Annotated in this window: 17 protein-coding genes and 1 riboswitch; of the genes, 13 read left to right on the forward strand and 4 right to left on the reverse strand. The window is 46.1% G+C overall.

The genetic code is table 11. The annotated features are described in order from the left end of the window. Positions 1 to 15 precede the first annotated feature (15 nt). Positions 16 to 153 carry a hypothetical protein gene (locus MHI55_RS11130; protein ID WP_017689367.1) on the reverse strand — a complete coding sequence of 46 codons (138 nt, stop codon included), beginning with the start codon at positions 151 to 153 and terminating at the stop codon, positions 16 to 18. Between the two features lie 255 nt (positions 154 to 408). On the opposite strand from MHI55_RS11130, the gene MHI55_RS11135 reads away from it, so the two are divergent. The 3 genes from MHI55_RS11135 (at position 409) to MHI55_RS11145 (ending at position 2,926) form a co-directional block, all read left to right on the forward strand. Further along, positions 409 to 1,506: a quinone-dependent dihydroorotate dehydrogenase gene (locus MHI55_RS11135; protein WP_340390002.1), complete on the forward strand. Its 1,098-nt coding sequence runs from the start codon at positions 409 to 411 to the stop codon at positions 1,504 to 1,506. Between the two features lie 135 nt (positions 1,507 to 1,641). Beyond that, a complete protein-coding gene (locus MHI55_RS11140) occupies positions 1,642 to 2,457 on the forward strand; it encodes a GTP pyrophosphokinase family protein (RefSeq protein ID WP_036609636.1) in 816 nt (271 codons plus the stop codon). Further along, entirely contained in the window at positions 2,444 to 2,926 is a 483-nt protein-coding gene (locus MHI55_RS11145) for a DUF309 domain-containing protein (protein WP_340390004.1), read from the forward strand. The genes MHI55_RS11140 and MHI55_RS11145 overlap by 14 nt, the downstream gene beginning before the upstream one ends. Positions 2,927 to 3,144: 218 nt before the next feature. Here MHI55_RS11145 and MHI55_RS11150 read toward each other — a convergent pair whose 3' ends face one another. Continuing rightward, positions 3,145 to 3,693 carry a thioredoxin family protein gene (locus MHI55_RS11150; RefSeq protein WP_074094461.1) on the reverse strand — a complete coding sequence of 183 codons (549 nt, stop codon included), beginning with the start codon at positions 3,691 to 3,693 and terminating at the stop codon, positions 3,145 to 3,147. A gap of 221 nt (positions 3,694 to 3,914) precedes the next feature. Here MHI55_RS11150 and MHI55_RS11155 point away from each other — a divergent pair, with 221 nt between their 5' ends. From MHI55_RS11155 to MHI55_RS11180, 6 genes are all read left to right on the forward strand, one after another. Next, positions 3,915 to 5,612, forward strand: coding sequence for an RsmB/NOP family class I SAM-dependent RNA methyltransferase (locus tag MHI55_RS11155; protein WP_076249896.1), 1,698 nt, complete (start codon positions 3,915 to 3,917; stop codon positions 5,610 to 5,612). Next, positions 5,609 to 6,355 (forward strand): pseudouridine synthase, encoded by a 747-nt coding sequence (locus MHI55_RS11160; RefSeq protein WP_340390006.1) that lies wholly within the window; start codon positions 5,609 to 5,611, stop codon positions 6,353 to 6,355. The genes MHI55_RS11155 and MHI55_RS11160 overlap by 4 nt, the downstream gene beginning before the upstream one ends. Before the next feature lie 344 nt (positions 6,356 to 6,699). Continuing rightward, complete coding sequence (locus MHI55_RS11165; protein WP_340032411.1) at positions 6,700 to 7,503, forward strand: Cof-type HAD-IIB family hydrolase; 804 nt, start codon at positions 6,700 to 6,702, stop codon at positions 7,501 to 7,503. A gap of 97 nt (positions 7,504 to 7,600) precedes the next feature. Continuing rightward, positions 7,601 to 8,641, forward strand: coding sequence for a hypothetical protein (locus MHI55_RS11170; protein ID WP_340032412.1), 1,041 nt, complete (start codon positions 7,601 to 7,603; stop codon positions 8,639 to 8,641). A 107-nt stretch (positions 8,642 to 8,748) separates the two neighbouring features. Beyond that, on the forward strand, positions 8,749 to 9,297 hold the full coding sequence (locus tag MHI55_RS11175) for a GNAT family N-acetyltransferase (protein WP_100529317.1): 549 nt from the start codon (positions 8,749 to 8,751) through the stop codon (positions 9,295 to 9,297). 193 nt (positions 9,298 to 9,490) lie between these two features. Further along, positions 9,491 to 10,621 (forward strand): glycosyltransferase family 4 protein, encoded by a 1,131-nt coding sequence (locus MHI55_RS11180; protein ID WP_340390008.1) that lies wholly within the window; start codon positions 9,491 to 9,493, stop codon positions 10,619 to 10,621. A gap of 135 nt (positions 10,622 to 10,756) precedes the next feature. On the opposite strand, the gene MHI55_RS11185 is transcribed toward MHI55_RS11180, so the two are convergent. Beyond that, the gene (locus tag MHI55_RS11185; RefSeq protein WP_340390010.1) at positions 10,757 to 11,812 is read right to left on the reverse strand and encodes a hypothetical protein; all 1,056 of its coding nucleotides are present in this window, start codon (positions 11,810 to 11,812) and stop codon (positions 10,757 to 10,759) included. A 204-nt stretch (positions 11,813 to 12,016) separates the two neighbouring features. On the opposite strand from MHI55_RS11185, the gene MHI55_RS11190 reads away from it, so the two are divergent. From MHI55_RS11190 to MHI55_RS11205, 4 genes are all read left to right on the forward strand, one after another. Beyond that, a complete protein-coding gene (locus MHI55_RS11190; protein ID WP_036609617.1) occupies positions 12,017 to 12,598 on the forward strand; it encodes a xanthine phosphoribosyltransferase in 582 nt (193 codons plus the stop codon). Between the two features lie 97 nt (positions 12,599 to 12,695). Further along, the gene (locus MHI55_RS11195; protein ID WP_036609615.1) at positions 12,696 to 13,025 is read left to right on the forward strand and encodes a hypothetical protein; all 330 of its coding nucleotides are present in this window, start codon (positions 12,696 to 12,698) and stop codon (positions 13,023 to 13,025) included. 119 nt (positions 13,026 to 13,144) lie between these two features. After that, the gene (locus MHI55_RS11200) at positions 13,145 to 13,363 is read left to right on the forward strand and encodes a hypothetical protein (protein WP_036609613.1); all 219 of its coding nucleotides are present in this window, start codon (positions 13,145 to 13,147) and stop codon (positions 13,361 to 13,363) included. 141 nt (positions 13,364 to 13,504) lie between these two features. Continuing rightward, positions 13,505 to 13,834 (forward strand): carboxymuconolactone decarboxylase family protein, encoded by a 330-nt coding sequence (locus MHI55_RS11205; protein ID WP_017689352.1) that lies wholly within the window; start codon positions 13,505 to 13,507, stop codon positions 13,832 to 13,834. A 73-nt stretch (positions 13,835 to 13,907) separates the two neighbouring features. Here MHI55_RS11205 and MHI55_RS11210 read toward each other — a convergent pair whose 3' ends face one another. Then, complete coding sequence (locus MHI55_RS11210) at positions 13,908 to 14,372, reverse strand: C40 family peptidase (protein ID WP_036609611.1); 465 nt, start codon at positions 14,370 to 14,372, stop codon at positions 13,908 to 13,910. A gap of 5 nt (positions 14,373 to 14,377) precedes the next feature. Next, positions 14,378 to 14,509, reverse strand: a riboswitch (cyclic di-AMP (ydaO/yuaA leader). Between the last annotated feature and the right edge of the window lie 345 nt (positions 14,510 to 14,854).

Genomic DNA, 14,854 nt, shown 5'->3' on the forward strand with positions numbered 1-14,854 from the left:
TTCAGCCTGAATCATCTACATGTTGGCAATAATGATAAGAGCACCAATGATGATGATCAAGCCGCCTACACTGGCTGCTGTCCATGCAATGGCTTTGCGATTCACTTCTTCTTTCTTTTGCTGTAATGCAGGTGGTTTACGTTTGGGAGCCATGAGTTATTCCTCCTTATTTGGAATAGAACTGGTGTAGAGTAACCATGCTCTCATTGTAAAGAATTCAACTCGTCATTTCCAGTGGGCGGGTGGATTTCTTGTGAGCATTTTGTATTATTCGATTTGTGCTGTCTATGCGCAAACTACTTTCCTTTTTAATAAGAAACAGATAAACTTGTGAGTAGAGTGTTTTTTTACATATGAAAAGACGGACAACGGCTTTTTGGCGTACCGGACCAGAACGGAGTGAGTGATTTGTTATACAGAAGTCTTGCTAAACCTTTGTTGTTCAAAATGGACCCTGAACAGGCCCATCATCTGATTATTGGCGGCCTTAGTGGCGTGGGTAGCATCCGTCCGGTTCCTTCCGGACTGCGTGTGATGTACGGCGTTCGTGAAACGTCTGATCTGGCTGTTGACATGTTTGGGTGTCATTTCCCTACACCTGTTGGTCTGGCTGCGGGTCTGGACAAAAACGGGCAGGCCGTAACGGGCTTTTCTTCCATCGGATTTGGATTCATGGAAGTGGGAACCGTGACACCACTTGCACAACCTGGTAACGATCAACCACGGCTGTTCCGTTTGCCTCCAGATGAGGCGTTGGTGAACCGAATGGGCTTTAACAATCTTGGTGCGGAAGCCATGGCAGGTGAATTGGCACGTCTACAGGATCGGCGTATTCCAGTGGCTGTTAACATCGGCAAGAATAAGGCAACTTCTAATGAGGAAGCTCACCTGGACTATTCGAAGTGCATTCAGGCACTATACGATTATGCTGATCTGTTCGTGGTTAATATCAGTTCACCAAATACACCGGATTTGCGTAATCTGCAACATGGGAATGAATTGAAGGAACTGCTCGCTGCGGTTATGAACGAGATGAACGTGCAGCATGCACGAGCGGGCGGACCGACCAAATCCGTTCTGGTGAAGATCGCACCGGATGTGAATGATCAGGAACTTGAATATATGGTTCAAACAATTGCAGACAGCGGTGTTGCTGGCATTATTGCTACGAACACAACCATCAGTCGTACAGGACTTTCCCACCAACATGCGAAGGAAACAGGTGGTCTGAGCGGTAAACCTCTACGTGACCGTTCAACGGAGATTATTCGCCAGATCTATCGCCAGACCGAAGGCAAACTTCCGATTATCGGTTCAGGTGGCATTTTCACAAGTGAGGATGCATACGAGAAAATTAAAGCCGGAGCAAGCTTGGTCGAAATATATACAGCATTGATCTATGAAGGACCTGAGGTGAATCGGCGCATTCATGCCGGACTGCGTGAGTTGCTACGCAAGGACGGTTATCGTCATATCTCCGAAGCGGTTGGTGCGGAGCATCGGTAAGAAGGAATGTGAATCCCCGGAATGAAAATATAGAAGCATGGGAAGAGCGTAAAATGGTTCGGGACTCTTCCCCCCACCAAACATCATGTATAATGGAATAGAACAGGGGACGCTATAGAGACAGGAGGCATAAGCATGGACGGTAGAGACTGGGGTACATTTTTACTTCCTTATGAACAAGCGGTAGAGGAATTGAAAGTCAAGTTTAAGACAATGCGAGCGGAACTGAAGAAACGGGAAGAGTATGCCCCGATTGAATTCGTTACCGGTCGTGTCAAAAAAATATCCAGTATTTTGGAGAAATCCAGACGACTGAATGTGTCGCTTGATGACGTGGAAACAGGCATTGAGGATATTGCAGGTATCCGCATTATGTGCCAGTTCGTGGATGATATCCGCCGGGTTGCCGAGTATATTCGAGGTCGTAAGGATCTCACGGTACTCATTGAGAAAGATTACATTACGAATTTCAAAGAGAGCGGCTATCGCAGCTTCCATATGATTATTGAGTATCCTGTTCAGACGGCTCTGGGACAAAAGAAAGTTTTGGCCGAGATACAGATCCGGACACTTGCCATGAATTTCTGGGCTACCATTGAACATTCGCTGAGTTACAAGTTTCGCGAAGGGTTACCTGATGAGATGAGAACCAGGCTGAAAAAAACGGCTGAGGCCGCGTTTATACTGGATAACGAGATGTCTGCAATTCGTCTACAGATTTTGGAGGCGCAGAAGGCATTTGAGGATGATTCCAATATCGTGTCAAGAACATTGAATATCATTCATCAATTATACTTCTACCACCTTGTCAGTGAAGCAATTGAAGCACAGAAGCGATTTAACGATTACTGGGAACGGCATGATATGGAAGGGCTCAAAGACTTGCTGGATGACGTGAAGAAACTTCTGAACAACGCCAGAAAGGGCGAAAACCCGGATGAGCACCTATGAGCCACTGTACGTTGACTACTTAATCTACTTCAATCGGGATCAGGATTATTTCGAGTGTCATGAGGTGTTGGAAGAATTGTGGCTGGAACGTAACCGGGATTCTCTCTATAAAGGGTTGTTGCAAATTGCAGTTGGTTTATACCACTTCAGGAATGGCAATCTCCGCGGAGGAACGATGATGTTACAGAGCTCACTTGATCTTCTGGAACCTTATCCTGCTACGACTCTGGGCATTGAGCTTGGGATTTTGGTACAGGAAGTAAAGGCAATCGTGAAGCAACTGTCTGAGCCTGACGCTCAGTCTGTGACTTATAGGGATTTGTCCATACGAATTGTTGATGAGGTCTTAGAACAAGAGATATCTAGAAGATCGCTTGAGCTAAAACCTAATATTCCGCAGCGCCGGAGTCCTACCAGAGGGCGAATATACGAAGAGAAGATGAAGGCGATGGATCAGAGTAAAAGTTGAACCGTAATCAGCGTTAACATTCAAATGAGCATCCCATGGATATGAAGTTCCATGTATATGAAACACCCCGACGATTCCTGTAAAGGGAACGATCGGGGTGTTTTTGAATGTTGCGTCATATTCAGATGATTGCAGGTGGCACGGCCTGTCCTTCAACAGAACAGTGTCTGGTGATACAAGTGCCTGATTGTAGATACTTGTGGAAACGGATCTATCAGTTAGCTTGCCGAAGGAGTAGCGCTGCCTTTATATTTTTGGAAAAATTGTTTGTAATCATCCAGTGTGTAGCCTTGGTCACTGCCATTCTCTTTCAGTCCGCCAACCATACGGTCTTTCTCGACACCAGCCTCATAATAGACGAGTGTAGGCGTGAACTCGATATTGTAATCGGTCCATCCTGCTTCGAATTCACGCAGATTGAACTGCGGAAGCTCAATACCTTCACTGTCAACCAGTGGCATCAACTGAGGTGTTGTTGCACGGCAGTGCGAGCAATCGGAAGCAAAGAAATAAACGAAAAAGCTGTCTTTGTTATCGATTTTGGCTTTGAGATCAGTGGGTACAATAATTTGTTGATAGTTGGGATCACTAAGTAGCTCCCGTGTAGCTGGATTAAGCTTGGAAGCAGCGATGCCATAAGCATTTTCCACTGAATCCATCTGTTTCTTGGATTGCTGGTCTACGACAACCAGTGCTGCAATCATAATGATTAAAATACCCAGGAAAATAAGGATCGCAGCACTTTTCTTTTTCTTCTTGGATTTCATTGGACATCCCCCATCGATCATATCGAAATATAGTTTGGGCAAAAATAAAGGTTGGGATAATATGCATAAACACCCGAATTTTTGCTCAGGAATCAATCTACTTGCCATTATACTACATTACACGCTGTAGTGGAATAGATACGATATGATAGGAAAGCAAAGCTTGGATATGATAAAATAAAACGATATTGCAATCTTACCAAGACAGGATGAGTGGGAATATGGGTGTAAAGTTACCTTTGATATTTGCTGAGCGAATGAAAAGTTTGCTGGGTGATGAGTTTGAACAATTTATGAAATCTTATGAACAGTCTCCCCATGCGGGACTGAGAGTGAATACGCTAAAAATATCGATGGAACAATTCGATGAGATTGCTCCGTTTGATCTAAGACCTATTCCGTGGTGTGAGACAGGATTCTATGTACCTCATGGTGTTAAACCGGGGCTGCACCCTTATTATCATGCAGGCCTGTATTATATACAGGAACCAAGTGCAATGGCTCCAGTTGAATTATTGCAGGTGGAGCCTGGAGATCGTGTGCTTGATCTGTGTGCTGCTCCTGGAGGGAAAACAACACAGATTGCTGCAAAGCTGCAGGGCAAGGGTGTACTTGTGACGAACGATATCCATGCTGAACGCACCAAAGCGCTGGCCAAAAACGTGGAGTTGTACGGGGTGCGTAACGCGGTTGTTTTGAATGAGTCGCCAGAGCGGATCGCAAATGCATTTCCTCATTATTTTGACAAAGTATTAATTGATGCGCCTTGCTCAGGTGAAGGTATGTTCCGCAAAGATGAAGACATGGTGAAATCGTGGGAACATCATTCGGTGGAAAAATGTGTGCTCATGCAGCGGGATATCTTGGAGACTGCGGCACGGTTGCTGGCACCGGGAGGAACCATCGTATATTCGACATGTACCTTTGCGCCGGAGGAAAACGAAGCGATGATTGCGGAGTTCCTGAATGTAAACCGGGATTTCGTAGTAATGGACATTCCTGAAGATACAGGGTTCGCAACAGGACGTCCGGAATGGGTACGTCAGATGATGCCAGAGAAGGCAGAGGAGACGGAAGCTGTACTGGATCAAACGCGTGGCACCGCAAGATTGTGGCCTCACCTTTTGGAAGGAGAGGGACATTATGTCGCTGTATTGCAGCATCGTCTAGGGCAAGAAGTAGAAACAGATCAACCTGGAGTAGTTAAAGAAGGAGCAATGGAGTATGGGCAGGTCGTGGATGTGCCCAGGATTGAAGCAGAGGGGAACAAGGATCACTCTATTGCTGCTTCTTCAATTGCTATAACCAAGGCTGATCGTAAAAAGGAACGTTTATTGCGAATCGAATCCCGAGAGTCCCATGACAGACAGGCTGGCGGCGGCAAGAATTCGGGTAAACAGGGCAAAAAAGGTAAAGATCACGGTGGTCGTAAATCGGAACGGGGTCATGGACGCGGAGCTGATTCGGCAAGTATTGATCCGGTTGCGATCTACAGTCAGTTTATGAAAGAACAATTGGAGATTGAGTTAACGGGAGAGACGGTATGTTATGGAGATCGTGTGTATCAATCATCGGTTGGTGCAGCTCGGTTGGAGGGACTGAAAGTCATTCGTCCAGGCTGGTTTATGGGCACGATCAAGAATGGACGATTTGTTCCGTCCCACCCGCTTGCGTGTGCTCTGAATGCATCTGAAGCACGGAGAAGCGTAAATCTGTCATCCGCTGATGGCGAAGCCGTGAGATACCTCAAGGGTGAAACGTTAAATATTGAAGAAGAACGAGTGGTGCTCAAGGCGGATACGTTTGCCAAAGGGTATGTTCTTGTATGTGTAGATGGTTATGCCGCTGGCTGGGGAAAATGGCTGGATGGTGTACTGAAGAATGAATATCCGGCAGGGTGGAGGTGGACATCGGTATGAGTGGAAAAGGCAAACAAACGTTGCGTCTGGACAAAATATTAAGCCATATGGGTGTGGGAACACGAAGTGAACTCAAAAAGATGGTGAAACAAGGCAGAATCCATGTGGACGGCAAAGCGGTGAAAGACAGTGGTGTACAGGTGAACCCTGAGGTCAACGTTATTGAAGCCGATGGTGAGCGGATTGTGTATCGGGAGATGACCTATCTGATGTTGCATAAACCTCCGGGTGTCGTGTCTGCTACCGAGGACAACAGAGATAAGACGGTACTGGATCTGCTGCGCAAAGAGGATCGGGTGTTCAATCCTTTTCCTGTGGGACGACTGGATAAGGATACGGAGGGACTGCTCATTCTTACGAATGACGGTCCACTTGCCCATGATCTGTTATCTCCACGCAAGCATGTGCCCAAAACCTATGAAGCCCGTGTGCTGGGAAACGTGGATGAAGCGGATGTGCAACGTTTCAAGGCGGGCATTCAATTGGATGACGGGTACGAGACATTACCTGCTCAGCTGACTATACTCGGTCAGGAAGAGACGGAAGAAGGTACGATCTCGTCGATCTCGCTTATTATTCACGAAGGGAAGTTTCACCAAGTGAAACGTATGTTTCAGGCGGTAGGCAAGCGAGTGGTCTATCTGAAACGCGTAGCCATGGGTGAGCTGGAACTAGCTTCCGATCTTGCTATCGGAAGCTATCGTGAACTAACCGCAGATGAGTTGAGCCTTCTGCGGAAGTAAAAGCTCCCGTCCTTCGCGAAGCGGAGCAGGGAGTCGTGGAGGGAAGCGGAGCCCCGATACTAACGCCGAAGGCGAGAAAGCTCCCGACCTTCACGAAGTGAAGCAGGGAGCCGGGCAGAGAGCGAAGCCCTGCCCGTAATGGTCCCGGTTAAGCTTGGGCGGGACCGCCGCTGACCAGCGGTGTGCCCGGCAACAAGCGTTCCGACAACAACCGTGACATAGCAAGACCCGACCTAACACCGGTGAGCAAGACGGGAGTCCAGAGGGCAGAGCTCTCTGGGGCCCTCCCTCGGAAGGGAGGGTTTGGGTGGGTGCGACCACTAACAGATGAGGATGAAGCCAGAATGACTTATAAATTAATTGCACTTGATGTAGATGGAACACTGCTGAATGATCATCATGAACTTACCGAATGGACTCAGGAGACCTTGATCCAAGCTTCCCGTCAGGGAGCAGAGATTGTCCTGTGTTCAGGTAGAGGTCCTGCCAACACGATTCCTTTTATGGAGCAGATGGGACTGGATGGATATGTGATTACGCATAACGGCGCCGTTACCGCACAAGTCGATACCCGTGAGGTAGTTCATCATTTTGCATTAGATGGACAAGGACTGGAGCCGATTATATCCTACTGTCGAGCCAATGGAGTACATTTTGACATCAATACGGCATTTGGTCTGTATGTGGATCAACCGGAAGGTTTGGGGTTGCAGGTACGTGAGATGTATTACAACTTTATGGCTGAGCCGCTGAAGTTACCCAAGTGGGTTGACATGACAGAACCGCTGGCGAAGTTCACTGCATTTGGTCCGATTAAACAGATGGATGCAGTACTTCAGGAATGGTCTACCTGGAATCTGCCTTATTATATGACACGGAGTGGTGACTTTTTTATTGATCTGATGCATCCCGAAGCGTCCAAAGGCGCTGCACTTAAAAGGCTTGCTGAATCGAAAGGAATCATGCCTTCGGAGATTATGGCGATTGGCAACTACTTCAATGATATTACGATGCTGACTTTTGCGGGAAAAGGCATTGCCATGGATAATTCACCGGACGAGGTGAAAGCTGCTGCGGACGAGGTTACACTCTCCAATAACGAGCAGGGTGTGGCACACGCAATCCAAAAATATGTGTTATCCGTCTAACCCTACATCTTATACTTAAAATGCACGCTTTCCTCATAATCTACCGTCCTCAGGGGCATCCTAAGAGAATAACGTTAGGAATGGAGGAGGACACGTGATGAATTATGATGTGGAATTGGTTGCAGACCTGCGGACATCAGGTGGAGAAGTACAGGACGTGATGGTCAATGGTCAATATGCAGGCTCACTGTTCCTTGTGTATAGAGAAGGAGATCGTTTATCAGGTAGTCTTCAGATCGAGCAGGAGTCTCTGCCAGATGATACAGAGCAACGTATCGTGGAAAAAGTACATGCCTATGTCCGATCTCTTGCAGATGCGTTGGAAGCTGCGTATTATGAAGTGCTGGTTAGTTGTGGCTCATTACATACGGTTCTGCATATGCCTGAGTCAGAGACAGTGTGGCCGTCTGAAGAGATGAATCATGACGAAGGCAGCTATGACGATATAGACAGCAGTGGAAGTAAGGTAATCCCTGTTTCACAAGCCGAATCGTTTACATATGAAGATCGGGATCAGGTTCTGGAGATGGAAATGGTAAGCGCAGGACGCAGCATATCGACGTATATTTTCAATGATGTCGAAGGGCAGGAACTTGCAGAAGCTTCCTTAAAACAATATGGCGCTGATGTACAAGGTGAAATACACTGGTATGACGAGCCGGAAGAGAATCAATTGGAAGCTGCGGCAGAGTTACTTGTCAGAGAGCTGGATGAAGATATCATCGATACGATTACAATCCGCATGTGGCATCAGGGCAACGAACTCGAGACGCTAGAGTGGGTACATCGCGATTTCTCCGAGGAATTTGAGGATACCGATGAATCGGATCTGGATGAGTTGGAAGCTGCTGAAGAAACATGTTATGTCATGCTGAAGCGTAAGGATCGGGAGTTCCGGGTATATGAGCTGTTTCTTCAGGAACGAGGTGGATTGCCTGTGGGAACAGCAACAATAGACACTTCTCATTCCGATCTGACGGGATACATTGATTACGAGGTTCCTGGTACCAGCATTCAGCGAAAGAGCCTGGTCGAAGTGTTGATGCAGGAGTTGGACAAGGAAATGGAGTTTGACACCTTGCATCTGACGATGTTGTATCGAAATCAGATTATTGATGAAGCCAGAATAGATGGGTAAAGGGCAACCGCCTTTTACCTTTTTTTTGTTCTCATTTTGACGAAAAATCCATTTCCCGGTATAGTACCATTAGTTTAAAAGAGATCAGGAAGCGGAGGAGAACAATGATGCACTCATTCAGGATCAGTAGCGAATATATTAACGATGGTTTTCAAGCGGTTCAGGCGAAGCTGGAAGATACGGAGGATGTGATGTCGCTGCTGGTGGAGACAGCCGAATGGTTACAGAGCCAAGGTTCTTCCCAATGGAACGCTTTGCTTAAAGGTGAAGATTCACATGATACGGCAGGGGCGATTCGCCGTGGGGATGTGTTTGTATTCAAAAAAGGGGCGGACGTAGCGGGGATGGTCATCCTTTTGGTTCAGCCAAGTCCTTGGGATATTCATCTTTGGGGTTCAAAAGCTCATGCCGAGGATGGCGCAATTTATCTGCATCGGTTAGCGATTCGAAGAAAATATGCTCAGAGCGGTTTAGGACGTTCCATTTTGCAATGGTCCAGCAGCGGGATACATTTTGAAGGCAAACATAATCTTCGGTTAGATTGCGGAGCGAGCAATGCTACGTTGAACGCCTTTTACGCGCGGAACGGGTATACTTTTTTGGGAGAGACCGATGGTTACAGTACATATGAGAAGCCCGTGGAGCCACTGAGCTGAGAATTCTGACTATCCTATGAATATGTTGACGACAACCGCAAGCGATGGGCTGCTGAATTAGAGCTTTTGCTTCTGAGGGGAACGTTTCATGAATATGTTGTATATACGAGTTATCGTAATATAGATGTTCCGGCTTCCCTATGTCATAATGGATAGTAGATTAGTACGTAAGTTAGAAAGGGGGAAACTAACGGTGAAATTGCTGCAGGCGCTTTTCTTTCCTCCGGAGCAGCCCGGAGGTGTATCCTCTATGATTCCGTATATGCAAGAGAGATTTACAACCCCGAGGTGGGAAATGGATCTGTTCTCGTTGCCAAAGCGAATTCGCAACAAGGGCAGAGAGGAAGTTCAGTTCGAAACGTTTGACTGGACGGAATATCAGGATAGTCCTGTTGTCCAAAAATATATTCAAACTTATCGTGATTATCTTTGGTGGACCAAACTGCGTATTCAGAAGCCCTATGATCTGATCCATGCCCACCACCCAATTGCAGGACTTGCGATGAGAACGGTTTTCCGAGATACACCCCTCATTCAGACGATACACTCCAGTTATGAACGAGAATTAATCCTTAATGGACGCATTGAAACGGATGGACCGGAGCATCGATTCCTGCTTGCGATATATGGTGAGCTGGAACACCAGGCAGAGCGCCTTTTGACGGTGTCGGATTCGTTCCGCCGTTATCTGGCTCCCTACGTGAAGGAACCTGATGTCATCGGTGTGATTCCCAATGGATTTGATGAGAAGCGCTTTAAGCCGATCCCTCATGATAATGCGATACCACAGCTGGTCACGGTATGTCGGCTTGTTCCGGCAAAAGGGTTGGATATTCTTTTCAAAGCTTGTGCGGAACTGAAGGGTCGAGGTCATGATTATGTGTTACATATTATTGGAGATGGACCGATTCGTCCTGATCTGGAAGAATTGGCGCAACGATTGGGGATCTATAATGAGACCATTTTCTATGGTTACACGCTGCACCCTGAGGAATTCATGCCATTCTTTGATATTTTTGTACTTCCTTCACGGGCAGAAGCATTTGGTTCCGTCTTCGCTGAAGCGGCGCTGAGTTGTCTTGCCCTTGTGGGTACGGATGTAGGTGGTATACCGGAACAGATCGAGAACGGTAGCAATGGGTTGCTTGTACCGGCAGAAGATCCTTCTGCATTGGCTGAAGCGCTTGAAAAGGTGATGCTGGACCCGGCTTATCGTTATGAACTTGCCCGTTCAGCGTGTGAAAAAGCCAAGACACATTACTCGCTCGGCAGATCAGTCAATGAGCTGAAAAAGATGTATCTACAGTTTCCTAGCCAAGCCTAAAACGTAGAGCAAAAAGTGCGAGCCGCTGTGATAAACAGCGGCCTTTTGTCATGTTTAAGGAAAGAGTACCCGCGGTGAATTGTGGTTAGAAGGCAAACGGATGCTCATATTCATGAAATACATGGACCGTGAGATTTATATATTGTTGCGTTTACGAAAGGTGCCCCAGCGGTTCAGTACCAATTTGGCAGCCCAGATTAATGCCATTGTTCCAAAGATGGGGTAAAGGATGGACAGCAGGGAACTGAATCCAAACTGGCTGAGTGAGTAACACAATAGCATAATGCTTAATGTAATGAAACGGGGATGGACACGTATATGTTGTCTCAGTTGCAAGGTCATTCCATAGATATCGGCTACAAAGGTAGTGAATATTTCCATGAAAATAAGGGATACATATACAGATTGCACTGCCCATCCAAGTTGAAAGGCAATGCTGCCCATCGGGATTTCGAATTGGATGATGCCGGGCATCTGAGCTGACATGGCAAAATGAGCTGCCATCAGCATGAAACCAACGCCAATTCCACCCAATACTCCACCCCACTTCAGCACATTCCGGCTACGAATCTGGTTACCTACAGGCACAAGAACAGCTTGAGCCAACACCAGATTGAATGAAGTATACAACAGTGGAGACAGCCACACTTGAATAGGGTTTGAGTCTGTCGTCAGTGTGATGAATCGGGAAGCACCTGGATGATGGATGGTACTTGTGATCATGAGCAGAGATAACAGGAGCATCATGGGCACAACGATGCTATTCATTTGTAGGATGGCTTGAATGCCCCGACCGAGAAGCAGATATGTCCCTACAAGTGTGACGATCAGACCTGTCTGATAATGCAAACCCAGATGTTCGACAAAAACGGAGCCTGCTCCGGCAAGCATGACACTGTTCACGCCAATGAGAATGAGAAGGGTCACCCAGGTGATCCATTTGCCCGCCTTATGGCCGAATAAATGTTTGTTCAGATCCTCATAAGAGCGGGACCCGGTATCGTGAGCGATCAGCATCATTTTGGTACCTAACCAGACAAAGAGCATGGTGGATAAGCCTATGGTGATGGTGGCCCATTTGCCATACTGGGTAAAAAACTGCAAAATTTCCTGCCCTGTAGCGAAGCCGGCTCCAACAACCGTTCCAATGTATGTAAATGCGATCTGCAGCACCCGAAATGCCTGTTTCATGTGTTTCCCCTCTCAGGCCCCTGTATAGTTTGGACATGCGGGTACCATGGTACAAGGTATGCTTGACCCACGAAAGTCATGACAATCGATAATGAGCTTTGGCTTGAAATGCGTCCCAAGGACAGCGTCAAGGCAATTTCGCTTGAACTTATAGATAGATATATGATACTTTTACCTCATAGGATAGGCTTGGGAGGTCAAATCATGGAATTATTGAAACAACGAATTTTACAAGAAGGTGTGGTTATCTCGGATCAAGTATTAAAGCTGGATGGTCTGTTGAACCACCAAATTGATCCTGCATTAACGATGGAGATGGGACGTGAGTTCGCTGCCCGTTTTCGTGAAAGTGGAGTAACTCGGGTAATCACGGTAGAATCCTCAGGGATTCCGGTTGCGTTTGCCGCAGCCTATGAACTGGGGGTGCCACTTGTATTCGCCCGTCGCAAAAAAACACTTCTGGCTGATCCTGATGCTTACTGTGAACGTGTACCGTCCTTTACCAAAGGAATTGTAACTGACATTATGGTATCCCGCGAGTTCATTCATGAGAATGACCGCATTTTGTTCATTGATGATATTATTGCCAATGGAGATGCCGCTCGTGGCGTCATCAAAATTATCGAGCGTTCCGGTGCGGAACTCGTCGGATTCGGCGTTGTGGTCGAGAAAAGTTTTCAGGCGGGGGCACGCACGATTCGTGAACAGGGTATTCCGGTGGAAGCCTTGGTACGCATTCGTTCCCTGAATGATGGTACGGTACAATTTGACGATAACGAAATGTGACATTTTAAAGGAATAGGGCCTATTTTTTGAACTATGCCTTTGCATGACCGCCGATTTCATTTATAATGGGGTTATGTTAGGGAGAGGAGGCAACACCATGGGGAACCAACCGGCAACAGAACAATTTTTTAATGATAAGCTGGCGGAATCGAAAGTTCATTTTGAACGTGCCCTGGATTGTAAACATACGGAATTCGATGACCTTTATCCCTATATGATTGAACATCCTCAATTTTTCTGGTACAAACGCTATGTTGCCTGGTCAGAATTACTGACGATTGTAGGCTTGTGCGAAGAGTTGTCCTTCTCTTGGAAAGAACAATTTACACCGCATCAAGTGGAGTACCTTGAAGAACGTGTGATGTCCGCCAAAGTGCTTGATTTTTGGTTCGAGAAGAACGACAGCAAAGAGCACGCGCAGCGGTAACTTTCAGTCGGGACATAATTTCGAATGACATGACAGTCCAATACAGTCACGTGAGACCTAAATGACTTTTCATTTAGGTCTCTTTTTGTAAATAAATTTGAATTATAGGAGCCATGAAGATGATTAGTGATACAGAATTGGACGCCCTGCGTCTGTCAGGTGAGAAAGTTAGAGTCGTACGGGACGAGCTGGAATCGAACGACGTGAAAGGGATTGTGGTTGCCTGGGATGGCGAGCAGGTACTTATCCGTCGTCAGAATCGACGTGTCGTTAAGCTGGACCGAGGTTACAGCTATCAGCTGTTCAGCGAGCCGCGCCAGAGTCCACTTAGTGAGTAACAGCTGATAATTATGGCAGGGCCATGAGCTTTAAATGTTTGGAATTACCATGATTTCTTGGCATAATTGGCTCACTCGGGAGAGAAGATAGGTACAGTGAGGAAGATCTGTAACTATAGCCGAGAGGGTGTGCTACAAGCCATGACATTGATGAATGATAAAGTTCATGCCTACAAGGATCAGATTGGAGCATTAAGCGATGTGCTGCCAGGTGTGGTGAAGTCGTATCATGAGTTTACCGGAGAATGTTTCCAACCTGGTGTGATTGATGCGAAGACAAAACAGCTAATTGCGCTTGGCATTGGATTATTCGCCAACAATGAGGTATGTACCTTCTACCATGTAGAAGAAGCCCGTGCTAAGGGCGCAACAGATCAGGAGATTATGGAGACCGTAGCCGTGGCTGGAGCTGTTGGTGGAGGACATGCCCTGTCTCAGGGTGCGATGCGAGTGCAGAAGGCGCTGCATTAGTAAGCAATGCAACATACATTTTTAAGTGCAAAAAAGGCATCCGGTTAATAACCGATGCCTTTTTGTATGTGAATCACATTTTACCTAACATTTTATCATACATAAACTGTCCAGTTACCCGACGTGCTGTTACATAACGATCATTGAAGTATGGATTCGATAACTTCGTGATGCTTACACCTTTACTGCTGGAGGCATGAGCGAATTGTCCGCCGCCGATATATACACCTGTATGTGAAATGCCTTTGCCTGTTGTATTAAAGAACACCAGATCACCTGTCCGAACATTGCTCTTGGATACGGGAGTACCTGCTTTGGCTTGCTGCTGCGAAGTACGTGGTAATTCAATGCTGTATTTGTTGAAAAGATATCTCATAAAACCAGAACAGTCGAAGCCGGCTACAGTTGTGCCACCCCATTTGTAAGGAATACCTGTCATGTTGTTCACTACGGAGTTGATACTGCTTGCCTCTGTGCTTGTTGCCCCGGATGTAAATAATACAGCTGCTCCAAAAATGGAGATAATCAGTTTTTTCAAAATCAATGTTCTCCCTTCGATGCCTACGGAGTTAGCTAAGGGTTCGGTAGAAGGTTCCCTATATTTCCTATGTATAAGAATAATTCACCCAAATTGGTTCCCCCGTTTTCAAACATGAAACTCGGCAATGAATAATTAAGTTTTTGTAACTATTTGAAACTATATTGCATAAATGCGTAATTGTCAAACCCATTTAAAACCCTTCGTAATACCTCAATGTTAGCGGAATTAAGGTTTTTATATGAAAGAAGGGATCAAGTTTGGGTATCATTCATGACAAAAACGTCATTATTGGTTCGTTTAAGACGAATTTGGATAAATAAATAGGTTTGTCATGAGTTAAAAGAACTATCCCGTTATGTAGAATTAGAGAGATTATATTCATTAAGTTGCATATATTGACAAAAATCGATTTTTTGCATATTATCTGATTATCCAATCCACATATTGGATGAAAATTGATTTTATTATGCGATAAATAC

This window comes from Paenibacillus sp. FSL E2-0151, from assembly GCF_037993015.1.
Classification (GTDB): domain Bacteria; phylum Bacillota; class Bacilli; order Paenibacillales; family Paenibacillaceae; genus Paenibacillus; species Paenibacillus amylolyticus.